The organism is Micromonospora sp. NPDC005194 (assembly GCF_040608335.1).
In the GTDB taxonomy this organism is placed as follows: Bacteria; Actinomycetota; Actinomycetes; order Mycobacteriales; family Micromonosporaceae; genus Micromonospora.
The window spans coordinates 1-25,920 of sequence record NZ_JBEXIA010000012.1 but is presented as its reverse complement, the minus strand read 5'-3'; the positions used below and the strand labels follow the sequence as shown (position 1 = coordinate 25,920).

General features: G+C 70.3%; 27 protein-coding genes. 14 read left to right on the top strand and 13 right to left on the bottom strand.

The features are described from left to right. Nucleotides 1-44 precede the first annotated feature (44 nt). Complete coding sequence (locus ABZU53_RS12870) at nucleotides 45-434, top strand: OsmC family protein (protein WP_355065828.1); 390 nt, start codon at nucleotides 45-47, stop codon at nucleotides 432-434. A 408-nt stretch (nucleotides 435-842) separates the two neighbouring features. Here ABZU53_RS12870 and ABZU53_RS12865 read toward each other — a convergent pair whose 3' ends face one another. The 12 genes from ABZU53_RS12865 to ABZU53_RS12810 form a co-directional block, all read right to left on the bottom strand. Continuing rightward, nucleotides 843-1,259, bottom strand: coding sequence for a hypothetical protein (locus tag ABZU53_RS12865; RefSeq protein ID WP_355065826.1), 417 nt, complete (start codon nucleotides 1,257-1,259; stop codon nucleotides 843-845). 729 nt (nucleotides 1,260-1,988) lie between these two features. Beyond that, the gene (locus ABZU53_RS12860; RefSeq protein ID WP_355065824.1) at nucleotides 1,989-2,441 is read right to left on the bottom strand and encodes a hypothetical protein; all 453 of its coding nucleotides are present in this window, start codon (nucleotides 2,439-2,441) and stop codon (nucleotides 1,989-1,991) included. Nucleotides 2,442-2,548: 107 nt separating this feature from the next. Continuing rightward, entirely contained in the window at nucleotides 2,549-3,631 is a 1,083-nt protein-coding gene (locus ABZU53_RS12855) for a DUF4192 domain-containing protein (protein ID WP_355065822.1), read from the bottom strand. A gap of 175 nt (nucleotides 3,632-3,806) precedes the next feature. Then, nucleotides 3,807-4,985, bottom strand: coding sequence for a hypothetical protein (locus tag ABZU53_RS12850; RefSeq protein WP_355065820.1), 1,179 nt, complete (start codon nucleotides 4,983-4,985; stop codon nucleotides 3,807-3,809). Continuing rightward, on the bottom strand, nucleotides 4,982-5,227 hold the full coding sequence (locus tag ABZU53_RS12845; protein WP_355065818.1) for a hypothetical protein: 246 nt from the start codon (nucleotides 5,225-5,227) through the stop codon (nucleotides 4,982-4,984). Before ABZU53_RS12845 ends, ABZU53_RS12850 begins: the two co-directional genes overlap by 4 nt. 268 nt (nucleotides 5,228-5,495) lie before the next feature. Then, nucleotides 5,496-6,797 carry a hypothetical protein gene (locus tag ABZU53_RS12840; RefSeq protein WP_355065816.1) on the bottom strand — a complete coding sequence of 434 codons (1,302 nt, stop codon included), beginning with the start codon at nucleotides 6,795-6,797 and terminating at the stop codon, nucleotides 5,496-5,498. Continuing rightward, nucleotides 6,794-7,498, bottom strand: coding sequence for a GGDEF domain-containing protein (locus ABZU53_RS12835; RefSeq protein WP_355065814.1), 705 nt, complete (start codon nucleotides 7,496-7,498; stop codon nucleotides 6,794-6,796). Before ABZU53_RS12835 ends, ABZU53_RS12840 begins: the two co-directional genes overlap by 4 nt. Before the next feature lie 157 nt (nucleotides 7,499-7,655). After that, nucleotides 7,656-8,270 (bottom strand): hypothetical protein, encoded by a 615-nt coding sequence (locus ABZU53_RS12830; protein WP_355065812.1) that lies wholly within the window; start codon nucleotides 8,268-8,270, stop codon nucleotides 7,656-7,658. Beyond that, nucleotides 8,263-8,679 carry a hypothetical protein gene (locus tag ABZU53_RS12825; protein ID WP_355065810.1) on the bottom strand — a complete coding sequence of 139 codons (417 nt, stop codon included), beginning with the start codon at nucleotides 8,677-8,679 and terminating at the stop codon, nucleotides 8,263-8,265. Before ABZU53_RS12825 ends, ABZU53_RS12830 begins: the two co-directional genes overlap by 8 nt. Before the next feature lie 110 nt (nucleotides 8,680-8,789). Continuing rightward, nucleotides 8,790-8,978, bottom strand: a complete 189-nt coding sequence (locus ABZU53_RS12820; RefSeq protein ID WP_355065808.1) for a hypothetical protein — start codon at nucleotides 8,976-8,978, stop codon at nucleotides 8,790-8,792. Between the two features lie 188 nt (nucleotides 8,979-9,166). Then, nucleotides 9,167-9,628 carry a hypothetical protein gene (locus tag ABZU53_RS12815; RefSeq protein ID WP_355065806.1) on the bottom strand — a complete coding sequence of 154 codons (462 nt, stop codon included), beginning with the start codon at nucleotides 9,626-9,628 and terminating at the stop codon, nucleotides 9,167-9,169. 648 nt (nucleotides 9,629-10,276) lie between these two features. Further along, nucleotides 10,277-11,122 (bottom strand): DNA methyltransferase, encoded by an 846-nt coding sequence (locus ABZU53_RS12810; RefSeq protein ID WP_355065804.1) that lies wholly within the window; start codon nucleotides 11,120-11,122, stop codon nucleotides 10,277-10,279. Between the two features lie 152 nt (nucleotides 11,123-11,274). Between ABZU53_RS12810 and ABZU53_RS12805 the strand changes: the two genes are divergently transcribed. After that, on the top strand, nucleotides 11,275-12,183 hold the full coding sequence (locus tag ABZU53_RS12805; protein ID WP_355065802.1) for an alpha/beta hydrolase: 909 nt from the start codon (nucleotides 11,275-11,277) through the stop codon (nucleotides 12,181-12,183). On the opposite strand, the gene ABZU53_RS12800 is transcribed toward ABZU53_RS12805, so the two are convergent. After that, nucleotides 12,126-12,761 carry a hypothetical protein gene (locus tag ABZU53_RS12800; RefSeq protein ID WP_355065800.1) on the bottom strand — a complete coding sequence of 212 codons (636 nt, stop codon included), beginning with the start codon at nucleotides 12,759-12,761 and terminating at the stop codon, nucleotides 12,126-12,128. The two genes, ABZU53_RS12805 and ABZU53_RS12800, sit on opposite strands and share 58 nt — an antisense overlap. A gap of 271 nt (nucleotides 12,762-13,032) precedes the next feature. Here ABZU53_RS12800 and ABZU53_RS12795 point away from each other — a divergent pair, with 271 nt between their 5' ends. The 12 genes from ABZU53_RS12795 to ABZU53_RS12740 all read left to right on the top strand — a co-directional run bounded on the left by ABZU53_RS12795 (nucleotide 13,033) and on the right by ABZU53_RS12740 (nucleotide 25,811). After that, entirely contained in the window at nucleotides 13,033-13,809 is a 777-nt protein-coding gene (locus ABZU53_RS12795) for a hypothetical protein (protein WP_355065798.1), read from the top strand. A gap of 368 nt (nucleotides 13,810-14,177) precedes the next feature. After that, nucleotides 14,178-14,480 (top strand): pilin, encoded by a 303-nt coding sequence (locus ABZU53_RS12790; protein WP_355065796.1) that lies wholly within the window; start codon nucleotides 14,178-14,180, stop codon nucleotides 14,478-14,480. A 29-nt stretch (nucleotides 14,481-14,509) separates the two neighbouring features. Continuing rightward, nucleotides 14,510-15,412 (top strand): type IV secretion system protein, encoded by a 903-nt coding sequence (locus tag ABZU53_RS12785; RefSeq protein ID WP_355065794.1) that lies wholly within the window; start codon nucleotides 14,510-14,512, stop codon nucleotides 15,410-15,412. Beyond that, nucleotides 15,409-16,299 (top strand): PrgI family protein, encoded by an 891-nt coding sequence (locus tag ABZU53_RS12780; protein ID WP_355065792.1) that lies wholly within the window; start codon nucleotides 15,409-15,411, stop codon nucleotides 16,297-16,299. Before ABZU53_RS12785 ends, ABZU53_RS12780 begins: the two co-directional genes overlap by 4 nt. Continuing rightward, entirely contained in the window at nucleotides 16,296-18,044 is a 1,749-nt protein-coding gene (locus tag ABZU53_RS12775) for a DUF87 domain-containing protein (RefSeq protein WP_355065790.1), read from the top strand. The genes ABZU53_RS12780 and ABZU53_RS12775 overlap by 4 nt, the downstream gene beginning before the upstream one ends. After that, nucleotides 18,041-20,503 (top strand): type IV secretion system DNA-binding domain-containing protein, encoded by a 2,463-nt coding sequence (locus ABZU53_RS12770; RefSeq protein WP_355065788.1) that lies wholly within the window; start codon nucleotides 18,041-18,043, stop codon nucleotides 20,501-20,503. The genes ABZU53_RS12775 and ABZU53_RS12770 overlap by 4 nt, the downstream gene beginning before the upstream one ends. A 205-nt stretch (nucleotides 20,504-20,708) precedes the next feature. After that, on the top strand, nucleotides 20,709-21,557 hold the full coding sequence (locus tag ABZU53_RS12765) for a replication-relaxation family protein (RefSeq protein WP_355065786.1): 849 nt from the start codon (nucleotides 20,709-20,711) through the stop codon (nucleotides 21,555-21,557). 331 nt (nucleotides 21,558-21,888) lie between these two features. After that, the gene (locus tag ABZU53_RS12760) at nucleotides 21,889-22,578 is read left to right on the top strand and encodes a hypothetical protein (RefSeq protein WP_355065784.1); all 690 of its coding nucleotides are present in this window, start codon (nucleotides 21,889-21,891) and stop codon (nucleotides 22,576-22,578) included. Nucleotides 22,579-22,675: 97 nt separating this feature from the next. After that, nucleotides 22,676-23,407 carry a hypothetical protein gene (locus ABZU53_RS12755; RefSeq protein WP_355065782.1) on the top strand — a complete coding sequence of 244 codons (732 nt, stop codon included), beginning with the start codon at nucleotides 22,676-22,678 and terminating at the stop codon, nucleotides 23,405-23,407. A 13-nt stretch (nucleotides 23,408-23,420) separates the two neighbouring features. Further along, nucleotides 23,421-24,011, top strand: coding sequence for a hypothetical protein (locus ABZU53_RS12750; RefSeq protein WP_355065780.1), 591 nt, complete (start codon nucleotides 23,421-23,423; stop codon nucleotides 24,009-24,011). A 154-nt stretch (nucleotides 24,012-24,165) separates the two neighbouring features. Continuing rightward, nucleotides 24,166-25,473, top strand: a complete 1,308-nt coding sequence (locus ABZU53_RS12745; RefSeq protein WP_355065778.1) for a MarR family transcriptional regulator — start codon at nucleotides 24,166-24,168, stop codon at nucleotides 25,471-25,473. Between the two features lie 77 nt (nucleotides 25,474-25,550). Continuing rightward, entirely contained in the window at nucleotides 25,551-25,811 is a 261-nt protein-coding gene (locus ABZU53_RS12740; protein ID WP_355065776.1) for a hypothetical protein, read from the top strand. Nucleotides 25,812-25,920 lie beyond the last annotated feature (109 nt).

The window sequence follows — 25,920 nt, the reverse complement described above, 5'->3', positions numbered from 1 at the left end:
CACAATGAGCCGATCGGGTGAGGCCAAGCGGACGGGGGCAACCGGTGGAGCGATTTGCAGTCGTGGTCGGTGCTGGCTCGTTCAGATCAGCTGATGGTGATGCGATCCGGTTCCCACACCGGTGGACCCCTGAGGGCGTCACGGTCGAGGCGGGCTTCACCGGGGCCCACCTGTTGCACCTCGCTGCGGCTGGATGCGTCCTGAACGATGTATACCGGGAGGCAGGCGAGCTCGGCATCCGCATCCATGGGGTACGTGTATCGGCTGAGGGGGGTTTCGACACGCAGACGTGGATATCGCGCGGCATCACCTACCAGGTCGAGCTGAGCTCACCCGCGTCCGCCGAGGAACTTGCCCTGCTGCTGAATCGTGTCGACGATGTCGCCGAGATCCCGCGGGCAATTCGAGCCGGGACCACGGTACGGAGAAGTTGACTCGTCCCTTGCCCGCGAAGCTCACACCGATCGCGCCTCCAGCAGTGGCAAGCCGATCGCGCCAGCTTAACCGTCCGCGAAGCGGCGGTGCGCCCGGTCGGCGGCAGATCCGGTAACCCTCCGCGCGACGATCGCGTCGAGCCGAATGTCCCGCTGAGCTGACCGCACTGAGCGTGACAGGACGGTCGAAGGGCCGACGCGGCCTGAGACGCAGACGGCTACGCGGTTATCGACAGCGCTTGAGGGCCCTGGCGATGGACCACTTCGACGAGGTCCGGCAGTTGCGCAAGGGCATCGGCCTTACTGCGCACGCGACGTCTGCCGACCACCGTGCGTCGATGCGGCCATCTGGTGCCGGTCCGGCTGACCTTCACTTGCCAGCCGAGTGCGGCAGAAGCCGGATCCCCACTATGCGACGCCGGGGGTGGGGACACCGGTCCGAACCGCTTCGATGAAGCCATCAGGTGGCAGGTAGCGATGCTCTTCAACGTAGTGGCCGATCAGCGCCGGTGCAGCGAAGTTCGTCCCGTCCACCCCGGTGAGCCAGATCTCGCCGTTCCCGTGCGCAACATCGGGAGCTTCGTAGAGCCGAATGTCGGCCCGAATCACGCGCGGAGGCTCGACCGCGGCCTGGCAGAACTGGCAGTAGTGGTACCCACGCATGAGCCGTACTGGTTTGGCGCCGAGGCTCACCAAGCGATCTCGAACGTCTTGCGGGCAGGCTCCTGTAGTAAAGGGCATGCTCGAATCCAGCCAACCAATGGCGATGGCGTCCGGGGCGCCCGGGTAGTAGTCATAGGGCGCCAGGTCCGGGATGTGCGTCACGCGTCGATCATCGCAGTCAGGCACGGGCCTACCGCGCTCTCTACGCATACGCGCTCATCGGCAGTTGAGGGCGCCTGGATTGCTGCAGCACGGGAAGTCCGCCATGATTTTTCTAACTGAACGTAATCGGACTCGGCGTCGGGTGCCTTCCGTACTGGGGCCACCTCGAGCCGTCTGGGTGGGGCCACGGGGAGACCGTCAGAAGCAGCTCGCGTGACTCGCCGTCCACATGGTGCCCAGCGCGACCGAGGGCTTGGCCATCGGCTCCGGACGTGGAGTCCGGCCATCCGAGAACAGCCGACGCAGGACCGGTCGGGGTACCCGTGGGACGTGTCGCGGCCGGTGGGGTGGAGAGCAACTTCCAGCCGGGGGTGTCAACCGGATCGCCGGACCAGTTGAAGGCGGACAGCGTGGTTGTGCCCATCCGGGGAACGTCGCCGACCGGCCCGCAGGAGGGTAGCGGCGTGGCATCGACCAGTTCGAAGCGTCCCTGGTGTCGGGTTACATCGACAGCGTCGAGCCACCGTCCCGCGCGAGGAATTTGGATTGGTGGGATCCGGGCACGGCCGTGTTGGCCGTGCCCGGATGGTGCGCAGGGTTCGCGCGGAGACGGCCGGGTGACGACCGGCGATTCAGAGGGTGCACTGATGCGGTGCGGCTGCAACCCCCCGCTGCTTGCGCCCCGATGGGTGATGGTTGGGCAGGGCGACTATTCGGCCTGGTAGGTAATCACGCTTTCGGGTGGCGGGCGTGCTCCTCGGCCAAGTCGAGAATCTTGTCGCGGCGGGCTACGGGAAGGCTGGCGAGGATGTCGATGTACTGCTGCTCTTGTTCGTTGACCGGCTCGGCGAATGCCGACTTGTAGGCCAGGCGGGCTGCCTCGTGTTCGGCCTCGATTGCGCTGCGGCGGTCGTAGGTGAGGACGATCTCGCGGAGTTGCTGGGCTGCGACGAGGGAGTCTCGGGACAGCGTGATGTCGTGGACGCGGAAGGTGGCCGGAAGGTCCGCCGCGTCGATCGCGGCGGTCAGGCACAGGTTGGCCTGGATGTGGTGGGCGAATGCCTCGGTCCGGCTGGGCGTTTCACCGCGAGCGCGGACGGCGGCACGGCCTGCCTGCCAGTCCAGTCGGGCCTGTTCGGCATGCTTCGCGAGGGCGAGCAGAATGTTGCGTACGGGATCCATTGTGGTTACTCCTCCTACACGGGTGTTTCCGGCGTCGGTGCCGAGGATGTGCCGGGTTGGTTGCGGTGTGTCGCCGCGCAGCTGCGGGTGCCGGCTTGGAGGGCCCGTCACGGCAACTCCGGGCCGGGGTCGTCGTGGTTAGGTTCATGGCGTGGCTGTTCGAGGGTGGGCCGCCGGCCAGGTCGGGTTTCGTCTTCGGTCAGCGCCTGCTCGAACACGGAGGGAGGCATTCCGGCTTGTAGTGCCTGCAGAAGCAGGCCGGCGAGCTGGTACGCAGGGTCGACTTGCAGGGCTCGCTCTGCTGCCATGAGGGCCAGGGGGCCGCTGCCGCAGCGCCACGCGGTGAGCGCGAGCAGGGTCGCGGGTGCCGGCACGAGCCGTTGGTCGGCGCGGCGAGTGACGTCGACCCAGAACGTGACGTGCTGCTCGTGTGGCTCGGTGAGGTCGATGGCGAGGTCCCGCACGGCTGTCCGTGTGAGGAGCAAGGTGAGCCAGGCCAGGTCGTTGTCGGCGATGCGCCTGCCGCTGTCGTGCTGTCGCAGTGCATCGTGAAGTGCGTGGGCGCCAGCCTCGTACACCGCGGTGCTTCCGGTGGTGGCCAATGCCTTGAGGCGGGTAGCGGCCCCGCTGGTGGCGCGGCGCATGCTGTCCTGGGCGGTGCCGGTTACGGGCGCGATTCGGGCGGCAAGGGCTGCCCGGGTCGGCAGCGCGACCTGCCCGGCGGCGGTTGCCTGCACGGCTACGAGGCTGGTAGTCGGGTCGAACGGGGTCCCCTGCGCAGGACAGCAGGCCGGGTTGTTGCAGGTGAGGTTGAAGATCCGGGAGGCGCTGACGCGTAGCAGTTCCCGGACGCGGATACCGCTGGCCGTGAACGCGTGGCCGTACGTGCGCAACGCTGGGTCGACCTGTCCGGCCTCGCCGTAGCCGATGATCATGAGGTCGGTGATGGGTTGCTGCCGCCGCACGATCGGCACCAGGTGCTCGGCGCGGTCGGTGAGCTCCCGTGCCGGCGCGCCGGGGGCGGGGAAGTCTTCCCGGGTGGCGAAGATGATCCGGCTGCCACTGCGGGCGAGCACGACGATGCTGCCGTCGCTGGGATGGAATCCGATGAGGTACGGCACGGCGGTCACCAGATCGCCCGGGGACCGGACGGTGAGCTTGTTTTCGGAAAACGACATGGTGCTCTCCACATCTGTGCTGGTGTGAGCGGCAGAAGTCAGACGAGGACGATGTCCTACTCGCCCGCTGCTGCCGGTGGTTGATGAAACGCAGTGCGTACGGCGGAGGGTTAGTGGCACCAAGCTGGGCTGCCGCTCACCCTCGGAGAAACCGGCGGGGTGCCCCGCTGGTCGGCGCCCCGGCAGCTCAGTCGGTGTCGGGGTTGAGGTTCACGTCGATGCCCGCACCCTCGACGCTGGCGGTGACCGTCATCAGGTCGTGGCCGACGCCGGCCAGCGCCCGTAGCAGGTCCGCGCGGGCAAGGGATTCGGCCACCGTGGCGGCATCGTCGGGGCCACCGTGCCCGCGTAACCACATCTCGTACTCGTGCCGCCACCGGACTCGCCAGCGGTTCTGGTCCGCGGTGGCGTACTCGGTGTTGACCCAGCCGTAGGCGGTCCACGGCCGCGACTCGTCCGGACTGCTGGTCGTGATCGCCCGCATGGTTGCCCATGCCGTGTCGCCCGCTTCCGAGGCGGTGGCCGCGGCGACCATCAGCATCACGTCGGCCGTCACGGTGACCTGATGTGCCCGGGGCAGACGGTCGAGGCCGAGATCGACCAGGAACCGACCGACCCGTTCCGCGGCGTGCTCGTAGCGGCCCCCGAACTCGTCGTCGACCAGGGCGCGGATCGCCCGGACGCGGATGCGGTGCCGCAGGTCAGCGAGTGCCTGTACCGCGGCGTCACGTACCGCGGTCACGGCGGCGATGTCGTCGCTGGCGGCGGCCAACTCCCCCGCGCCGACCACCCTGCCTGCGCTATCCGGCGTGACGTCGTCAGGTTCGTCGGCGACCTGCCATGTCAGCCGGGTCAGGCTGATCCCGGCGTCGGCGAGCATCGGCAGGTGAGTCTCCAGCGTCGTACGCGCGATGGTGTGCGCGATCGCCTCACGGGTCGCCGTGACCCATTGCTGCACCATGACCTGCACCGTGATGCGGTAACGCTTGGCCCCGGGATGGTCGTCGTTCCCGTCGAGAGCGGGCGTCACGTCGACGACCTGCCTCGTATAGATCGCCATTCCCGGCAACAGTTGGCGTAGCTCGTCCGGTACTTCCCAACGGCTCTGCTCGCGGGCTTCATCCGCGTCGGTGTGTCCTCGCGTGTACGACAACTCGCCGTCGGCGGAGACGGGCCAGCGTTGCGATAGTGGTTCCAACCCCCAGGTGGCGATGGCGTCCTCGCAACCAGGCCGACAGATCACCCCGGAGTGCAAGGCGTCGATGAGTTCATGGCGGGCCTGCGCGGCGAGCAGGTCCCGCTGCTCGATAGCGGCGATCGTTTCGGTGCGCAGCGCCCGGAGTTCCTCTGAGTTCGTGGTGGTCATCGCGGCACCGACCGGCTGCCGGGGCGCTCGCCGCAAATCTCGCTGCGGGCAGCGGCGGCGCAGAGCCTGTCGCTCACGGCCGGCAGCACGGCGGTGAGGCTCTGGGCCACGCTGAACCTGGCGGCATCGCCGATGAGCTCGACGACGCCGCACAGGGCAGCGAGCCCGTAACCGAGGCGGACCGTTTCGGGTGATGCGGCAAGGTAGTCGCCGCCTGTCAGGTGGGGGGTAGGACTGTGCATGTGTCCTCCAAGGAGACAGCAGGACGGCCGCCACCTGGTGGTGACCGCCGCTGGGCGAGGTGAGCCGCACCCGGCACACGCCCTGCTGCGGGAAGGGGCGCGGACGGTACGGGTGGTGATCTGGCCAAGGGGGCGAGGACGCTCAGCGATGTCGCGCGACCGATGACAGCGACATCGGCGGCGATCGGCGCGATGAGGACAAACGGACCGTTTACGGACCGTGCTCTCGTGCGAGGCGGCGGCGAGCCCACCGCCTCGCACGCCGGCCTTACCTGTTGTCGGTGTTCGGGTTCTTGCCGGTGCCTCGGCTGCCGAGTACGCGGACGGTGGTGCTCAGCTTGATCGGCAGGTCTTCATCGCCCTTGAGGAACGGCTGGATGTCGACTGGTCGGCGCAGGCTTCGGCCGGGGCCGTACGCCTGCTGTCGTTCGTGGCCCGAGACCCAGAATCGGTGGTCGGGCGTGGCCCGGCTACGAGGACTGCCAGGCTCTGTCCGTTCCGGCCTGGGGTCGGCGCCTTGCGGTTTGATCCGCACGATCCTGACCTCGGGGGCGGGGCGCTGGCTGCGCTCGTAGGCCCTGGTGGTGCCCTTGGGCAGCCTCGCCGGTACGGCTTCGGCCATCTGCTGGTTGATCAGCAGCCAGGTCGTGATGAGAGGTCCGAGCGGGTGGCGACCGTCGAGCGTGGTGCCGCGGGCGACGTACTGGGTGTGGATCGGTACGAGCCAGCCGATCTCGTGTCGCAGCGTGGGCATCAGGTCGTCGTCCAGTGCGCTGCCGACGCTGCGGTATCCGACGAGGTGCCACCCGTCGGCGTGGGGTGTCCAGGAGGCGGCGGCGAGTTGCCGGGAACGGCCGACCGGTTCGGGCCAGGTGATCAGCCCGGCCGGCGCGGACGCGATGTCGTCGGTGACCGTCGCCGAGGGCTGGTCGTCGGTGACCGCGTTGACCAGGTCGGTGAACTCCTGGTTGATCCAGTACAGGGGTGCAAGGTCGAGGTGGTTGGCCAGGGTCCGGCGCTGCCCGAGGTCGTTGAGGGGCTCGGGCAGGTTCGCCGGGCCGCGGAGGAGCCTGGTGAACCGGTCGCGGATCTTCGGCAGCATCTCGGCGGTGATCCGGGCCGGTGGCCAGTCGGTGGTGGTGAGGAGCGTTCTGCTGCCGTCGCGGCCGATGATGATGCCGCGGTGCAGCGTGCGCAGGATCGTGTACTCGTCGCTGTGCGGCAGCCAGCGCATGAGGGCGGCGCAGTGAGCGGTGAGGCCGTCGGAGTCGTCGGCCTCGATGAACTGTGCGCACCGGCAGCAGACATGCCACTGGTCGTTGTAGGTCTCGACTGCGCCCGCTGCGAGTGCCCCGATCTGGATGAGGCCGGTGCGGTAGTTCCAGACCGGGGGCGCACCGGTGCACGTGTGGCAGCGGTTGAAGACCCGCGATAGCTGTCCGGCGTCGACCGGGGCGACATCGTGTCGTCCTTCCGTGACGGGATGCCGGTAGACGATGCTGTCCCCGTCCGGGCGCTCGGTCAGCGCCAGGCGGCAGGTCGCGCAGGCGGTGAGAGTCGCGAGGTTCACTCGGCACCCCCACGCTGGTCACGGCGCAGATCGCGCAAGCGCCGCCCTCGGCGGCGCCCACGCTCGGGCATGGTCATCCCAGGCGTGTAGAGGATGTGCCGGTCGCCGCCCTGGTACTTCGCGTGGTACATGGCGGTGTCGGCGCGGTGCAGCGCGACGTCCTCCAACTGGTCGGAGCTGGCCACGATCGCGATACCGACGCTGGCCGTGACGGTGACCGCGACCGGGCCGCTGTCGGCCTGGACCTTGACCGGCGTGGCGATCACGGTGGTGAACCTGTCAGCGATGTCGGCGATCGGGTGGTGGCGTATGGGTAGGACGGCGGCGAACTCGTCGCCGGACAGCCGGGCGACGATGCCGCCGAAGGAATCGGCGAGCTGCCCGAGCCGGTCTGCGGTCTCCATGAGGAGGTCGTCGCCGACGTCGTGGCTGTGGACGTCGTTGACCTCTTTAAACTGGTCGAGGTCGATGAGCATGAGGATGATCGGCTGCGGGTCGCCGGATGCGGCGATGGCGGTGTGGATGGTCCGCAGGCCGGTGCGGTTGAGCAGGCCGGTGAGCGGGTCGTGGGTCAGCTGCCAGGCGGCGTCAGCCAGCTCGGCGCGCAGCCGAGTGGCGGTCGGCCGGGTGGCGAGGTAGCCGACACCGACACCGAGCATGGCCGCCACGATGGTGGCGATCACGAGGAGTGTGGTGAACACTGGGTTCCTCCATCTCGATGGAGAACCCGCGACGCGTACGTTTCCTAGGCGAGGCGTCGCGGGTCCATGGATACGACGACGGCCCGCCATAGGCGGGCCGTTGTTTCTGTGTGCGTCGCCGTACGGCGGCGCGCCTTCGATGCGGCGGGTCGAGAGGTCAGTGGGTGGCGGCCAGCGGGACCGGCCCGTCGAGGCTCCAGGCCGCGCCGACGCGGGCCGGGTAGCGTCCAGCGCTGACCGGGCCACCCGGGCGCGACGGGTAGGGCTCGTCGGTACGGGGCCGCCGGTCGATGAGCCGGTCGGGCGCGGGCGGGGTGCCCTTGGGTGGGTACTCGTACCGCTCGGAGCGAAGGGTGACGTAGTCGACGTGGGAGGCGTAGGACACGTAGAGGCCGCCCTGGATGGTGCCGCCGAGCCGGTCGCAGCAGGCCACCGACACCGGGTACCAGCCGGTCAGGGCGACGGTGACGAGGTGCCCGCAGGACAGGGCCAGCTCGAACACGCACAAACGGTGCAGCTCGTCACCGTTCAGCGGGTTGGAGCTGGCCGGGGTTTGGCCGGCGCCGTCGCGCGGCTGGGCGCAGGCGCGGCAGATAGGCCCGAGGTCGGGCTGATATCCGGCGTCGCACGCGTCGCACACGATGCGTTGGCAGGACCGGCATCCTCCGGAGGCGGTGGTGTGCAGGTTGGTGCCGCAGAACCCGCAGGGGCCGGTCAGGCAGGTGTCGGTGTGCCTGCCGGGTTGGTGCTGCTCGCAAGGGTGCTCACGCATGCCGGCCTCGCCGCAGGTGCTGGTAGACCGCCTCGGCGGTGAGCGGTTGTCCGGTGATGGTGGTCGGCGGGGCGATGTGCTTCCAGCCGATGAACTCGCACGCGAGCCAGGTGGTGTGGCCGTCGGCGGTGACGGCGATGACGTCGCCGGTCGACAGGGAGCGCAGCCGCAGCAGCCGGTACGTGCAGGCGATGAGGAAGTCCGCCTCCCCGGCTGGCGTCGCCCGTCCGGTCTCCAGGTGGTCGAGGTCGACGTTGAACAGCCCGTAGATCCAGTCGGCGGTCTGCTCCGGGGTGGTGGTGGGCAGGTGCCGCCAGTGGGAGATGATCTGGGTGAGCGTGTGGCCGGGCTCGTAGGGGAAGAACCGGCTGTCGGTGTTGTGGTACACGGCGATGACGTGCAGGTTCATGGCAGAACTCCGTTCGGTCAGGTGTGGGAGTCGGGGTCGGCCGCGGTGTCTCGGCCGTGGCTGGCACGGCTGCGCAGTACGAGCGGACCGGCCGGTCGGGCGCGCAGGATCTACTCGGGCAGCACCATCGCGGCGGGCTGACCGGTGAGCGAGTGGATCGTGGGCCGGTAGCCGGTGGCCCGACGAGGTTCCAGCGCTCGGCGGGTGCCGGTGGGGTCGCCGTGGTGGGTGACGGCGAGGTCGGCCAGTCGCGCGGCGGGCGAGGTCGCGCGGTAGTGGCTCAGGCGGCCGGCGAGCATGGGGCAGCCGGTCGCGCAGTAGGCGGCACAGACCGGGGTGCATGCCCGGTTCGTGGATGATGAAGGCCCGTAGGTCGCTGTCGCGCATCGGGGTTCGCGCGGTCGGCCGGGCATCGGCCGTGTCGTGCGGGTTGGCCGAGCAGCGCGTGTCCGTCGCCGGATCACGCGCCTCCTGGGTGGAGTTGGACTTACGTGGTCACGGTGCGCAGGGCCAGGTGGGCCTCCTTGAGGTGGCCGGCGAACACCTCGCCGTTGGCGCCGGCGGTACTGAGGCTTTCGGTGACGGCTCGCACGGTTGCGGCCGGCGCCTCATCGAGACCCACGAACGCGCGAGCGTTGACGCGCTCGGCGATTCGGTGAACGGCTTGGGTCAGGTGGGCCTGAACGAGGTTGAGGCCACACAGCAGCCGGGCCAATTCGGTCAGGTCGTGAGTCTGGACGCCGTAGGTCATGGTCCCGCCGAGGTGCTCGACAGCCAGCAGCATCACGCGCGTCGCGGCGACGGTCATGGCCGGGTCGAAGTAGGACTCGTCGTTGAAGAGTTGGGTGACCTGACCGAGGACGGCTTCATCGTCGGAGTCGAGGCGAGGTGCACCGGGCAGGTCGGTGAACCAGTCGGCGTCAGCCAGGTACCAGGTGTTCTGGAGCATGTCGTCCTCCACAGGAAAGCAGGAAGGCGGCCACCGGGTGGTGACCGCCTGAGGGAATGGGGATACCGCGCCCCGATCGCATAAGCGAGGGGCGTTGCATGTGTGGTGCCCGATCCGAGGCTGGCGGCGGCGGCCGACCAGAAGTGGTGGGCGCGATGCCGTCGCGCGGGGCATCAGATCAGCGGCACATAAGGAGTAAGGAGAACCCTCAGGTTAGCCGGGCGGGACGTGCCGTCGGCCCGGCTGTCAGGTGCGGCCTCCTGGCGGAATCTGACAGCCCGGCCGGGCCCGCGCAGCTGTCAGGTCTGCCCGTGGGAGCGGGACCCGGCGGGACCGCATCCCGCCGGGCGAACTCCGGCAGCCGCCGGGTCCAGCTGCCCAGCCAGCGGCGGGACGCGGGACTCATCGCTCTCGAGCGTCGCACCGGTCCCGCTGCCCGGCCAGGGCTCGCCCCACCGGTTAGCGGTTGCCCTGAGTTCCCAGTGAGGCGCGACCGGCCAGCGGGACCCGGCCGTCATGTGCCGTCGCCGCGGCGGACCGGACATGCCCGGTGTCGAAGATGGCCGGAGCCATCGCCTCGGCCAAGCCGGTCGGCGGCGGCCGTGTCGGACGTGTTCGTCCAGGAGCCCTGAATGTGTCGAGCGGTGGTCAGCATCGGCGCAGGATCAATACGTCCTCATGCGCCAGGAGGTGCACAGGTATGCCGTCGTCACGGGAGCGACGTACCGCCATCAGTGCGAACATGTTGGCCCGGTGCACGATCTGTCCGTCGTCGCGGACGGCGGCGAGCATCGCCGCGCACCGCTGCACGGCAGTCAACCCGACCGACCGGGCGGTGGTGAGTAGTTCGCCGGGTAGGTCGATCAGGTCGTCGCGTTCGCGGCGTACCGGCCGGCAGGTGATCACGACGGTCCCGCCGGGCCGTAGAAGGTGGTAGCTGGCGGCCAGGATCGAGGCGAACCCGTCGAGCAAGCGGGACCATCCCGCGTAGGCAAGGTTGCCGCTTTCCCGGTCCCCATAGTGGTGGTTCCGCTTGCGCATCCCGGTACTCGTTGTCTGCACGAGGCCGTGGGTCCCGCGCCCGTACGGCGGTGAGGTCAGCACGAGTCCTACCCGGCCGACCACAGACGCGGGTACCAGGTCGAGCAGACCGGTGGCGTCCCCGGTGATTACCGCCGCCGTGCCGGTCGCCCCTTTCGACGCGGCGAAGGCGATGTTGGCCTCGGCCAATGCGGCGTAGCGGGGCTCGATGTCGATCCCGATGCCCCGCCGGCCGAGGTGCATGGCCTCGACCAGCGTGGTGCCCGCCCCGCACATCGGGTCGAACACCAGATCACCCGGCTCGCTGTACGAGCTGATTGCGTGTGCGGCCAGGTGAGGCAGCATCTTGGCTGGGTGGCTGGAGGTCTGGCGGACGTAGCGGCCCCGCCGCTGGTCACGGGCGGGTATCTGGCAGGTCAGCCAGACCGAGGTGATCGGTAGGGCATCAGTCATCGGTGCCGCCGGTGTGCGTCTTGTGTGACATCCAGCGAGTTCGCTTTGACCTCGGTGACGGGCGCTGTTGCTGGGTGCGGGGACTCGCTGGTTCGAGCTGGCAATCCCTCGCCGCAATGTCGACGGCCATAATCACGGTTATGAGTGCTCACGTGATCACCGACGACCGCTGTCGCTTGTGGGCAGAAGAAGCCGGAAGCGGGCCGCCGCTTGTCCTCTGCCACGGTGGGCCTGGGCTGTGGGACTACTTCGACGACGTCACCGACCTGCTCCGCGACCACGCGCGGACCGTACGATGGGACCAGCGCGGCTGCGGCCGGTCGGAGCGACGCGGCCCTTACTCGGTCGCCCGATCCATCGCCGATCTCGACGCGGTACGCGACCAACTGGCCGGACCGCGCATGCACCTGCTGGGCCACTCCTGGGGAGCGCACCTGGCGTTGCGGTACGCCCTCGAACACCCCGACCGGGTCAACGGCCTGATCTACGTCTCCGGAACCGGCATCGACCCCGACCGAGGCTGGCACCCGCACTACGAACAGAACCTGAGGCTGCGGCTCGGGAAGCACCGGGACCGGTGGGAGACACTCGGCGCCCACGCCCGCACGCCCGCCGAGGACCACGAACGGGCGATCCTGCAATGGTCCGCCGACTTCGCCAACCCCGGCACCGCACTGCAACACGCCGAACACATGGCAACGCCATGGCTCGGCATCAACTACGACTGCAACGCCGCAATCAACGCTGAGGTCAAGCAAGAACTCGGCAACAACGACCTCGCGAGGCGGTGCCGGGAGCTCGAACTGCCCGTGCTGATCGTCGACGGCACCGAGGACATCCGCCCCCGCTGGGCCGTCGACTCGCTGCACCAAGCGCTGCCCAACGCCCAACGCGTCAGCCTTGCCGGCGCCGGTCACCTGCCCTGGGTCGAGAACCCTGACGAGTTCCGTCGAGCGGTGAGCAGGTTCCTGGCGCGACACAGTCGCGACACCGATGGCTGGATTCACCGCGAACCCCCGGATCGATCGCGTGACGGCGACGCATCCTTGGGTTCCCGCTGAGAACCCGTCAGCTTCTCTAAACTCGCGGGGAACGCGCTCTTGGCGAAAAGCAGCACGTCAGTGTGGATGTTCAGCTGTGCCTGCTGGCCACGGCGGGGTGGCCGGTCGGCCGCCACGATGTGCTGCAGGTACGCCAGTCCGGCCCGCTTGGCGGCGATGACGACGTCGACGGGCAGGGTGACGTCGCCGTGTGGAAGTAGCACCGCCACGCAGCCGCCCGGTGCGAGGGTGGCGCGGCAGCGGCCGAAGAACTCGACCGGCGAGGTGTCGTCGACCGGCCAGCCAGTGACGATCAGCGTCGCGGGCTCGCGGCCCCAGCCGACCGGGCGGGCGATCTGAAGGTGACTGCGGCGGTGAGCCGCGATGACCGCGCGGGCCAGCTGCGGCCCCTCGGCAAGGTCGATGACCAGATCGGATGGGTGGGTGAGGTTATGCACCAGCCGCACGCCCATCGCGTTGGACATGGTCTCACCCTGATCTGGGGCGGGGACCGGCCAGAGGGTGATCGGCACGGGCAGGTCGCCATCCACCACGTCCCCCACGGGGACCGGCGCGCGGCGATGGATTCTGTCGGTCATGGGATCGGTGGCCCCCGGACCGGCGGAGCGTACTGACGATTCCCAGTGCGCCGGTGACAGGCCGATCGAACCCGCCCCCGCCCTGACAGGACCGGTCAGCCTGGCCTGGTTGACAGGCGCGTGGGCAGTCGGCGCGGCGGCGCACCCTGACACGACCGGACACGACCTGTCTCGTTCTGACAACCGCTCGTGCTGTCAGGTCGAGCTGTCCCAATCGGATGCCTCGGGGCCGTCGCAGCGGGCGAAGGCCCCTGTCGAGGGGGACACCACCATGGCAACGACCACCCGCACGACAAGGGCCGTCTCGGCGCTGACCAGCGCCGAGACGGCGTTCGAGCTACTGACCTGCAAGCCCGCGCCATTGGTGTTCGACGCCCGGCCGGTGCCGGGCCTGCCGGACGCGACGATGCCGCTGGACGCGCTGCGCAAGCTGCTGGTGTTCGAGCGCTATGACAGCGACACCACCAACGAGTTGTGGCGGCAGTTGGCCCGCCATGCCCGCGAATGGGGACCGGCGTGGGTCGTCGGCGCGATCGGCGTGGCGCTGCCCGCGTTGACGCACCTCGCAGCGAAGATCAGCCGCGGCTACGCCCGGCACGCCGATGACGTGGACTCCGAAGTCCTGGCCGGGTTCCTACACGCACTGCGCACGACGGATCTGGCCCCGCCCCGGCTGTGGCTGCGGCTGTGCTGGGCGGCCTGGCGCGCAGGAGCCGCTGTCGTGAAAGCCGACGACGGCGAGGAGTTGCCGCTGGACCTGTCCACCGGTTCACGGTTACCGCAGATGCCCTACGGTCACCCGGATCTGCTGCTCGGCCGGGCGGTCGCCGCCGGCCTCATCCCCGCCGATGCCGCCGAGGTGATCAGCGCGACCCGCTTCGGCGACGCGTTGATCGAGCACCTGGCCGCCGAGCGGGGTGTTACCGCGTCGGTGCTGCGAATGCGTCGCCGTCGCGCCGAGCGGGTGGTGGCCGCCGCCGTCACCCGAGGGGACCTCTCCGGCGCGGCCCGCTCCCCCAGCCGCCGGGAAGCCGCCGTGGCGGCCTGACCACATCCCAGCCCTTACCGGGACACGACCGCCCCAGGTTTGCCCTGGGGCGGTCGTTCGTATGCGCGGCACACGTCTCGCTGAGGCGGCGGCGAAGGGCGCTGACGGGTGGTGACAGCACGTGACAGGTGCGCGGCGGGTTCGATCGGCCTGACAGCCGGGATCTGAGCGGTGCATGTCATCCACGGCATGCCCGCCCGGTGGGGACCACTCCTTCCGGCGAGGTCCACGGTCCGGCACGACTGGCGCGGCGTACTGACACCGCAACCCCTTCGCTATCCGCGAGGAGGAGCGCCCCCACCGGACCACACCGGTTTCGTCGCTTTGGTCCCCACCTCGGCGGCCCGCAGATCCTGTGGAGCGCCGCAATGCACACGATTCTTCCATTTCTGTCCGACCTCGCCGCCGCCACACCCGCGGCCGCGCCAACACCGACGCCCAAGAACATCAACGAGGTCATTTCCGGCATCACCGGTTGGATCATGGGCATCATCGCGTTGGTCGCGACGATGTTCCTGGTCATCGGCGGCCTGCGCTACATGGCCGCCGGTGGCGACCCGGCGCAGGTCGAGCAGGCCAAGGGCAACTTCAAGTCCGCGCTGATCGGGTACGCCCTCGCAGTGTTGTCCCCGGTGATCCTGCAGGTGCTGCAGGACATCATCGGCGGCTGAGGCAGTCACCGGTCATGGTCATCTGGCTGATGAACGACTTGGTCACCTGGCTCGCCGAGAGGGTCGTGGACCTTCTCGGCGCGCTGTTGGCATTCCTGACATCCTCGATCTTCCTGTCACCGGACGTCACCGTCCTGCCACAGGTGCAAGCGATCGCCGAGAAGAGCGCGCTGGTCGTCAGCGCCTGCTTCATCCTGACCATCATCGCCGCGGGCATCGCCACGATGCTCGGCGACTCGGTGCAAGCCCGCTACGGGGTCAAGGAGTTGCTTCCCCGGATCGTCGTCGGGTTCGTCCTGTCCGCGTCCGCGGTCCCCTTGACGGCCGCTGTCATCGACATCGCCAACGCGCTGACGGTATCGCTGGTCGGCGCGGACGCACCGACCAGCGAGGCAGTCACCTTCACCCAGCTTCGCGTCCGCTCGGCGATGAGCGACGAGGGTGCCGCGCTCCTGGTGGCCATCATCGGACTGCTCATCGTCGTGCTGATGTTCATGCTGGTCGGCAATTGGCTGGTGCGAATCGGGATACTGGTCGTCCTGGCCGGGATCGCCCCGGTGGCGCTGGCCTGCTACGCCACCCCGTGGACGCAGGGTGCCGCCGATCTGTGGTGCCGCACCCTGCTGGGGTGCCTCGCCACACCCACACTGCAGGCGGTCACGTTCTCCGTCGGCATCAACCTGCTGACCGACCCGCAGCAGAACCTGCCGATCCTGCTCGGCCGGCCCGGCTCGGACACGCTGAACCTGATGTTCGTCATCGTCGTGCTCTGGGTCACGATCAAGATCCCCGGCATGATGGCCCGGTACACGCAGGGCAACCGCTCGCCGAACATCGGCGGGGTCCTGCTACGCGCGGTGCTCATCCAAGGCCTCACCCGCCACCTGCCGCTCGGTCGCTTCGGGCGTACCGCGATGCGAGGTGGGCGATGAGCAACCAGGACAGTCCCCCGCGCGCCGTGGTCCCGGCCAACGTCAACGAGCCCGACCGTATCGCTTTCGGTCTGACGTTCCGGCAGCTCGGCATCGTCGGCGGTGCCGGCCTGACCGGGTTCGGTTGCTACCGCACGGTCGGGCATCTGCTGCCGGAGGCGGTGTGGATCGTCGCCGGGGTCATCGTATTCGCCGTCGCGATCGTGGTGGCGCTCGGCCGACGTGACGGCCTACCCCTGGACGTGTGGCTGCGGCATGGGTTCGCGCTCAGCCGTGCTCCGCGCACGCTGACGCCGGGTACGGCGCGGGCCAGCACGATCGCGGTCGTGGCCGGCACGCCGAGCGTCCCGGCACCGCTGCGCTCTCCGGTGACGGCCGTCAACTCGACCGGGGTGCTCACCAGCGAGGGCCGCGACAAGGTGCTGATCGCCTGCGGCACCACGAACATCCACCTGCGCACCGGCAGCGAACAGGGTGCGCTGTTGGACGGCTTCGGCCGGTTCCTCAACAGCCTGACCGGGCCGGCGCAGATCGTCGTCGCCGCGCAACGGCACGACCTGAGCGCCTACGCGCAGGCGACTGTCGAGCACGCGCCGCGCCTGGCGCACCCGGCGTTGCAGGCCGCCGCCGACGACTACGCCGAGTTCCTGCTCGACCTCGACGCCGAGCGTGATCCGCTGCACCGGCAGGTCCTCGCGGTCATCACCGGGGCGCACGCGGCGGATACCGCCGTGCGGGCCCTGTCCGGGCTCGGCGTCGAAGCCACCGCCCTGGACGGCCCGGCCGTCGCCTCCGCCCTCGCCAGCGCAGTCGACCCCTTCTGCCCACCGGTGCCCGGACCGCGAGCGGTGCCCGGCGCCCCGATCACCCTACGGAGCACATCATGAAGCTGCTGAAACCCGCGAAGAGTCTCGCGGCTGGGGAGGGCATGCCTTCCCCGGCCGCCCTGTCGATCACGCCCTGGCACGTGCAGGTCGGCGACGGGTACGCCGCCACCTACGCAGTGTGCGGCTACCCGGCCGAGGTTGGCCCCGCCTGGCTCGACCCGCTGCTGTCCTACCCCGGACGGGTCGACGTGGCGGTGCACCTGGACCCGGTGGCGCCGCAACTGGCCGCGCCGATGCTCAAGCGCCAGCGCGCCCGCCTCGAATCCTCCCGCCGCCTCGATGCCGACCAGGGCCGTCTGAGTGACCCGATGGTCGAGGCTGCGGCGGCCGACGCCGCGGACCTCGCCGAGCGGGTCGCCCGCGGCGCGGCGAAGCTTTTCGACGTCGGCATCTACGTCACCATCCACGCCCGCACCCTCGACGAGCTGCGCACCGTGACCGCCGGGGTGAAGTCGGCCGCCGCCTCCGTCCTGCTGGACCTGCAACCGGCGACGTTTCGCCACCAGCAGGGTTGGATCTGCACGCTGCCGGTCGGTGTGGATCCGCTGCGGATGCGCCGCATCCTCGACACCACCGCCCTCGCGGCGGCGTTTCCCCTCGCCTCGGCCGACCTCGCCGCCCCCGTCCCGGGCACCGTCGCCCCACCCGAGGGAGTGCTCTACGGGGTCAACACGACCAGCAACGGAGTCGTCATCTGGAACCGGTGGGCGCAGGACAACCACAACTCCGTCGTGCTGGCCCGATCCGGCGCAGGCAAGAGCTACTTCGTCAAGCTCGAAGTGCTGCGCAACCTGTACCAGGGCACCACCGTGTCGGTCATCGACCCCGAGGACGAGTATGGGCCCCTCGCCGAGCACGTCGGCGGCAGCGTCGTGCAGCTCGGCCAGCCCGGCGTCCGCATCAACCCCCTCGACCTGCCCACCGACAACCGGCCCGACACCCTGACCCGGCGCGGCCTGTTCCTGCACACGCTGATCTCGGTCATGCTCGGCGCACCGCCCCCGCCCAACGAACGGGCCGCCCTGGATCGGGCGATCACCGCCACCTACGCCCGCGCCGGAATCACCGGCGACCCGGCCACCTGGAGAACACCCGCGCCACTGCTACGGGACCTGACCGACGTGCTCACCGCCGATGCCGATTCGGCCGCCGGCCAGCTCGCCGCCAGGCTCGCCCCGTGGACGGTCGGGAACTTCGCCAGCCTCTTCGACGCTCCGACCAGCACCGCCCCGCGCGGGCACCTGGTGGTGTGGTCGCTGCGGCACCTGCCCGACGAGCTACGCACGGTCGGGACACTCCTGGCGCTGGACTCGATCTGGTCGAGCATCGACACAGCACCCACCGGCGCCCGCCGGCGGCGGCAACTCGTCGTCGTGGACGAAGCGTGGCTGCTGATGCGCGACGGCGAGGGCAGCCGGTTCCTGTTCCGGATGGCCAAGGCCGCCCGCAAACGCTCCGCCGGGCTGTGCGTCATCACCCAGGACGCCGCCGACGTGCTCTCCACCGACCTCGGCCTCGCCGTGGTGTCCAACGCCGCGACCCAGGTCCTGATGCGCCAGAGCACCCAGTCCATCGACGCGGTGAACGAGGCGTTCAACCTGACCGCTGGGGAATCGAGGCTGCTGCTGTCGGCGCCCCGAGGTGAGGGTCTCCTTGTTGCGGGGCGGTCGCGACTTCCTTTTCGCAGCGTCGGGTCGGCCGCAGAGCACAAGATCGCCATTACGGGCATCGGGGAGGCCGAGTGACGAGCACCCCGACCTGGCCAGCTGAGTTAGGGCATTGGGTCATCGCCCGGCCGTGGCTCGGCCTGCTCGCCGCAGTGGTCGTCGCCGTCGTGTTCGGCTACGACCAGCTTCTCGTCTGGCGACACCAACGGTTCGTCAGCGGTGCGCGGTGGCTGACCATCGCCGCCCCGCCGGAGGTCACACCGGAGGCCGCCGCCGCGTTCTGGACCACCCTCATGGGGGTGCTGACGCCGTCGGTGTGGCGGCGCAGGGTGTACGGCTACCCGCACGTCGGGTGGGAGTACACCTGGACCGGCCGCGCCCTGTCCATCCGGGTGTGGGTGCCCGGTACGGTGCCACCCGGCGCGGTCGAAGCTGCCGTCCGTGCGGCCTGGCCCGCCGCGACCCTGAGCACCGCCGACGCCGGCGCGCCGATCCCGGCCCAGGTGGGCGAGGAGGTCGGCGGGGCGCACTGGCCGCAGCGCACCGACGGGCTGCCGCTGCGCGCCGAGCACGATGCCGACCCGCTGCGGGCGCTGCTCGCCGCTGGGGCCGAGGTCCGCCACCGCGAACACGCGTGCGTGCAGGTCCTCGCCCGTCCGGCGCCCGCCCGCCGCGTCCGCGCCGCCCGGCGGGCGGCGGCGGCCACCAGCACCCACCCGCACGGGCGACCCGACCTGGCTGCCCGCGCGGTGTCCGGGGCGGCGCGGCTGGCCATCGAGCCCCTGCTGTGGATCCTCGAGGTGTTCACGCCCGGCCCGTCCCGACCGGCGCGTACGCCGGTCGCAGCGGGGCGGGTGGCCGTGCGGGACCCGGTGGCCACCGCCGACGCCCGCACCGTTGTGGACAAGGCGGTGCGAGTGCCGCACTTCGAGATCGCGGTCCGCTTCGCCGTCGCCGCCGACCCCGACCGCACCGCGCCGAACAAGCAGCGGGCCACGCAGATCCGCGAACGCCTCGTCGGGCTCGGGCACACCATCGCCTCGGCCGCCGCGGCCTACACCGGCCCGAACCGGCTACGTCGGATGAAGATGCCCCACCCGGTCGCTACCCTCTCCGGACGCCGGCTGCGGCGGGGGTTCCTGGCCACCGTGCCGGAACTCGCGGCCCTCGCGGCGCTGCCGCAAGACCTCGCCGTGCCGGGACTCGATCGGGCGCGGGCCAAGGCCGTGCCGGCCCCCGTGCAGGTGCCCTCCGGCGGACGGGGCGTGAAGGTGCTGGGCCGCTCGCAGATCGGGCAGCACAGCATCGGACTGACCGTCACCGACGCCCGCCAGCACGTGCACGTCGTGGGCAAGACCGGCGTCGGCAAGTCCACGCTGCTGCTGAACATGATCCTCGGCGACATCAAGGCCGGACGCGGCACCGTGGTCATCGACCCACGCGGGGACCTGATCACCGACATCCTCGACCGGCTCCCAGAGTCGTACGCCAAGAAGATCGTCATCATTGATCCGGACCAGGAGAATCCCGGCTGCTTCAACCCCCTTGATGACCGGGGCGATCCGCACCTGGCGGTGGACAACCTGGTGGGGATCTTCGCGAAGATCTTCCAGGGTCAGTGGGGGCCGCGCATGGACGACACGATGCGGGTGGCGTGCCTGACGCTGATGCGCCACGCCAAGCCCACGTTGAGTCTCGTACCGTCGCTGTTGCAGGACAAGGAGTTCCGGGCCAGGTTCACCCACGGTCTGGACGACCCGGACGGCCTGGGTGGGTTCTGGGTCTGGTACGACGGCATCAACGAGCAGTTCCGCGGGCAGGTCATCGCCCCCGTCCTCGCCCGGCTGCGAGCGTTCCTGCTGCGCGACTTCGTGAAGTCGGTCATCGGCAACGCGCACAGCTCATTCGACATGGGCACGGTCCTCGACGGCGGGGTGCTGCTGTGCCGGCTACCCAAGGGCATCCTCGGTGAGGAGACGACCCGAATCCTCGGCTCACTCATCGTCGCCCGCGTCTGGCAGGCCGCCATCGCCCGCGCCTCGATCCCCGAGGACCAGCGTAAAGACGCCGTGATGTACGTGGACGAGTGTCAGAACTTCCTGACGCTGCCCGGCAGCGTCGGGGACATGCTGGCTGAGGCGCGGGGGTTCCGGCTGGGACTGGTCCTGGCGCACCAGGACCTGGCCCAGCTACCCAAGGACGTCGCCGCGGCGGTGTCGGCCAACGCCCGGTCGAAGCTGTTCTTCAACGTCGACCCGGCCGACGCCCGCGAGCTGTCGCGGCACACCAAACCGGAGCTCGACGAGCACGACCTCGCCCACCTCGACGTCTACACCGCCTGCGCTCGGCTACTGGTCGGCAACCGGGAACTACCCGCGTTCACCTTCGTCACCAACCCGCCTTCACCAGCCGACGGGGCGCCGACCGCGATCCGGCAGGCATGTGCCGCCGCGAACGCCCCAGCAGGGGACGAGCCGCCAATGCAGCAGCTCGCCCGCACGGCGATGAAGCGCCGCATGGCCGAACGCGAACGCTGAGCACCGCGGCGCGTGCGAGGGCTCGGCCGGGTGCGGCATTGCGGGCTCGTCTGGGGGTGTCCGCGACACGAGACCCCATACGAGTCCCCCGCACCCGGCCTGTCAGGTCCCTGACCTGCCACAAGCCACCCGCCGGCGACGACGAACCCAAGATCAATCTATCCAGACTCCCTACGGGACTCTCTCTCCAGGGGTGACCTGACCTATGCCGCAATCATCTGGTCTGCTGGCCATCTATCCCCACATCACCAGCCGTGACCGTCGTCTGCTGCAACTCCTGGACGACCACCACGTCCTCACCACCGACCACGTCCACCGCATGCTGTTTCACGCCCGACGCACCTGCCAGATCCGCCTCGGTGAGCTGGGCGCCCTGGGCCTGCTGGAACGGTTCCGATTCGCCCGCGACGGCGGCGGCAGCCAACCGTGGCACTGGACTCTCGGCCACCACGGACACCGGTTCCAAGCCGCCGCCCACAACCGGCCCGAGCCCACCCTTCGCACCAGCCGCCAGAGCGTGCAACGGCTGTCGGCCAACCCGCACCTGACACACCTGCTCACCACCAACGAGTTCTTCGTCCGACTCACCGCGCACGCCCGCCAGCACCCCGAGGCGCGGCTGGACCGGTGGTGGTCCGAGACGACGACCACCCAGCAGTTCCGCACCATCACCGCTGACGGGCACGGCCTGTGGAGCGTCGCCGACGCCACGGTCGGGCTCTTCCTGGAAACCGACACCGGCACCGAACCGCTGCGGAGCCGAGTGGTAACCAAACTCGACCGGTACGCAAAGCTGATCCGCCGCGCAGGACCCCGCTACCCAGTGCTGTTCTGGCTGAACAACGAGCAACGCGAAGAGCACCTTCACCAACTCCTGCGCAGCCGACACGGCGACGTCCCGGTCGCGACCGCCACCCACAACGCCGACCCAGCCGAAGCCATCTGGCTCCCGGTAGGCGCCACCAGCCGGGTCCGGCTCATCGAGCTGCCCAGCGACCACGGGCAGCCCGTGGCGGACAACCCCAACTACGACGACGGTGTCTTCGTACCCTGACAGACCCTGTGCCCTGACAGACCCTGGCACGCCCACGGCGGATCCTGTCAGCGCAGCTCACAGGCATGGTCGAGGCTCCTGACACCGCTGGCGCTGTCAGGTCGCGCAGTTACGGTGCAGGTTCTTCTCTCCTTGCTCGCACCGCCGCCCCTCTGGTCCTCCTCGGATCTGCCCGCGCCAGCGGGATCACCCACAGCCCACCCCCGGTCGGCTCGTGATCCACGCCCCGCGCCTTCCACATGGCAGCTTCCCCGGTCCAGACGCCGCGCCCGGTGGCACTACCGCGCATCCCCACTCCACGCCCACTGCATCGCGAAGGGAGCACCCCGTCATGCCCACGCCCACCCCGCTCACCGCTTCGGTGATCACCGTCTGCTTCGCCCCCGGCGAGGACGCCGACTGGTTCGCCGCCTCGGAGAGGGTCAACGATCTCCTACACGCCAACGGCACCCCCGCACGCCGCTACCACGTCCGCCACCGCCGCCTCATCGGCTGGCTGACCCGCTTCCTCGGCTACTACCTCCTCGATGCCGCCCGCCGCTTCGGGGCGGTCACCATGGCCGCCGGAGGCCGCAAGGGTCGCCTCGACCTCACCGGCACCGCCGCCGCAGCCTCCCACTACGCCTCGCTGCGCTGGCGTGCCTGGAACACCCACGTCGCCGCGACGACCCGTCCGGCCCGCCCGTTCGAGGACTACCTCGCCCAGCACCACGCCGACCCGGCCAAGGTCAGCGTGGCCGAGGCCCGCCGCCGCTTCGAGCAGCAGCCCCGCGTCCTGGCGATGCTCGCCCTCTCCTTCGACCCGTACGAGCTGTCGGTCTACCAAGCCGGCGAAGCCACCTACGTCGGGCTGCACTGGCGCATCGCACTGATCGGCGACGCGCTGATCACCACCGAAGGCCGGCTCCTCACTCCGACCAGTGACTCCGTCGCCGACCGGTTCCGCTTCCTCAACGAAGCCTGCGCCTACCTGCGCGGCCTGCGCTCCAGCGCACGACTGTGCGCCGTCGCCATCGCCTAACTCCCCTACCGCCTGAAACACCCGAGGACCGGTCGCAGCCCCGCTGCGACCGGTCCTCGCCATGCCATAACCCGACCGCTGGCAAGGGAGAACCAACGTGTTCCTGACCGATCCCGCGCTGCGGCGCATCGCCGCCGACACCAATGACGTCCTACCCGAGCACCTGTGGCGCCACGACACCGCCACCCACGACCCACTCGGCGACCTCGCCCGCATCCTGCACAAGACCGCCCTCGACTTCACCAACAGCACCACCGGCCTCGACCAGGCCCTCGCCCGGGTGGGTGTGCTCGCCGAGACGGCCCGGCACGGGTTGGCCGCCCGCGCCGACCTGCACATCGCCAACTACCACCAGACCCTCACCGACGCGCTGGTCGCCCGCGAACGACACACCGTCCTCGGGGCCGCGCTCGTCACCTGCTACCACGCCTGGCGCAACCACCGGCCGACCGGCGACGGCGACGAGCGGCACCTGCTCCTGCGGCGCTGCGACCCGTCGCGCGGCGTGGCGACGCTACGGCGCACCGACCCGCACACCTGGCTGGTGGTGCCCGACGCCGAGGCCGCAACCGCGTTCGACATCCCCTACCCGGATCGCGTCGTCGGCGAGGTCACCGAGACCGAACACGGGTGGACGCCCACCGCCTACATCACCCAGCCGCATCACCACGCCCCGCTCGCCACGGTGTATCCGCTACCCGCAGGCGGTGACCTCGCCTCAGCCTGCCGGTCCCTGCTGCGCTGGTGGCATCTGCGCCACTCCGACGCCTGGCGCAACCGCACCCCGAACCAACTCGACCCCGCCGAACTCGCCCACCTCAGCGCCTGAAGCGGGGGACCTCATGCCGCACCTCGACACGATCGGCCGGTGGATCACCGCGACGACCGACCGCACCCTCGACCAACACGCCGCCGACCCCGTCCCCGCCGCCGCGCACCTGCCCGAAGCCGCCGACAATCTGCGCAACCTGCGCACCGAACTGCTGCTCGCGGTGGACCGGCTGCGCACCCTGCTGATCAACGAAGACGACCTGAACGGTTCCACCAGCACCGTCGCCGGCCCGGTGCAGACCATCCGGGAGTTGGCCGGCGAGTACCGGTACGCCCGCAACTGGGTCGACACCCTCATCGGCGACGAGGCGCGGGCCGCGTACGCGCAGGCGAACCCGGGCCGGTCGGTGCGGCGGCGCTACGTCAACCCCGGTGACACGGTCCTGGTCGTCCTGCCGCACACCGACTCCTGCCGCCGACAGAACCTCGCCGGACACGCCACCCACATCACGGTCGGCACGTCCGACGCCCGGCTCCGCCCACCCGGCAGCGTCAACCCGTTGTGGCTGTCCCACGCCGAGTCCGGGATCTACCGCGATCCGACCGAGGACCGCCTCTACATCCTGCAGGCCGACGCCGACCTCGCCGCTCCCGGCCGCTGACCGGCCGGCGCGGCATCACCCACCACCGGGACCGCCGGGCCACACCGCTCGGCAGCGCACTACGTCACGCGCTTGCCGCGCTGACCGCTGCCCCCGCAACCCGGCACAGCACCGTGCCGGGCCTACCCACCAATTCCCGAGGAGGGAAACCCTGATGGAACACCTGTCCTTGACGCCTGCGACGCAGGCCGTCCTCGACGCTCTGACCGATCTCGGCCAGAGCGACGTCCACGAGTTGGCCGACAAGTCCGGCAAGGCCCGCTCGACCACCGACAAGGCGATCAAGACCCTGGCCGACGCCGGTGTCATCGTCGCGGTGCACACCGACGCCGACCCCACCGAGGGCACCCCCACCCGGTGGATCCTTGCCACGCCGACCGACGCCACCGCCCTCACGCCCGCCGACACGGCGGACGAGACCGACCCCGGCAACCCGGACTCCGGCGACGCCGCCGACCACCCGGACTCCGAAATGGGCGACGAGCCCGCCGATGCGGTCCACGGCGCCGAGAGCGCGGGCGAGGGCGACCGACCCGACGACGCCGCCGCCACGCCGGACACCGAGACGACAGACCAGTCCGGCGGCCAGATCGACAGCGACGACACGACCGAGCCCGACGACATGACGGACCTCGACGACGTACCCGCCGACGACGCCGACACTGGCGAGGACGAGCAGGCACCGGCGGTCGTTGCCGTGCAGTCTGCTCGGCCCGGTGACCGCAAGGTCATGGCCATCAAGGGTGTCCTGGCCGACTACGGCGACGGCGGTGTGACTCTCGACGTGATCGTGGCTGAGAGCGGTATCAGTCACCCGACCGCCTCCCGGCTGCTGACCGCGATGGAGCAGGCCGACGCCGCCCGACGGCTTCCCGGCCTGCCGCAGCGGTGGATCGCCGGTCCGACGAAGGCCAGCGAGGTCGACCCGAACCCGGAGCCGCCCCGCTGCCCGCTGTGCTACCAGGTCATCCGCGGCCTGGCGACCGCGCCGAGCGCCACGGCGGCGGTGCTGCCCCTGATCCGAGCCGACGGCACGCTGCACGTCGTCGCGCCCGACGGCGAGACCCACGTCGTCACCCTGCCCCGTCACACGCCGCCGCGGGTGCTGGGCATCACCGGGAGCGTGGGCCGCCGCAGCGACGCGACCGCCAACGCCGACGGCAGCCAACCCTTCGGCCGGGGCGAGTTGGAGAGGCTCACCCTCGACGTCCTGGCCGCGAACCCAGGCCGGGCGATGAGCCCGCAGGACATCGCCACCGCCATCAGCGGACAACTCGGCCGCGCGGTCAGCTCCGGGGCGGTGCGCAACAACTGCACCAAGGCCGCCGCCGTCGGCCGGATCCTCCTGGTCTCCGACGCGCCGCTGACCTTCGCCTACCCCGCGCCGGCCGACCCCGGCACCACCGCCGAAGCCGACGCGGACGGCACCGGGCAGGCAAGCGCCGGCACCCCGCAGTCCTGACCCGGCACGGCCGACGTCACCCCCGGGGGTCGGGTCACCGCCCGGCCCCCGGGAACCCGCTCACAGGGAGAAACCCCATGCCCGATGTCCGGCCACTGTCTGACCTGGTTCTGGACTACCTCGCCGAGAGGCCAGGCCATCCGTTGAAGCCGCACGAGATTGCCCGCGGCATCAACGCCACCCTCGACGGCCGCCGCATCGGCACCAGCGCCGTCACCAACTGCTGCCTGCACGCCGCCGCCACCGGTCACCTCATTCAGGTCACCGAAGAACCGATGGCGTTCGCCTACCCCACCGGTCCCATCACGACCGGCGAAGGCCGCGCCGAACAGTCCTGACCCGCACCATCCCCAACCCATCGCGGGGGCCGACGCCGGGGTGCTGCACCTGGCCCGACGCGCCCAGCCGCTGCTCGCCGAGGGGGCGCTGCCCGCGCTACGCCGGCTC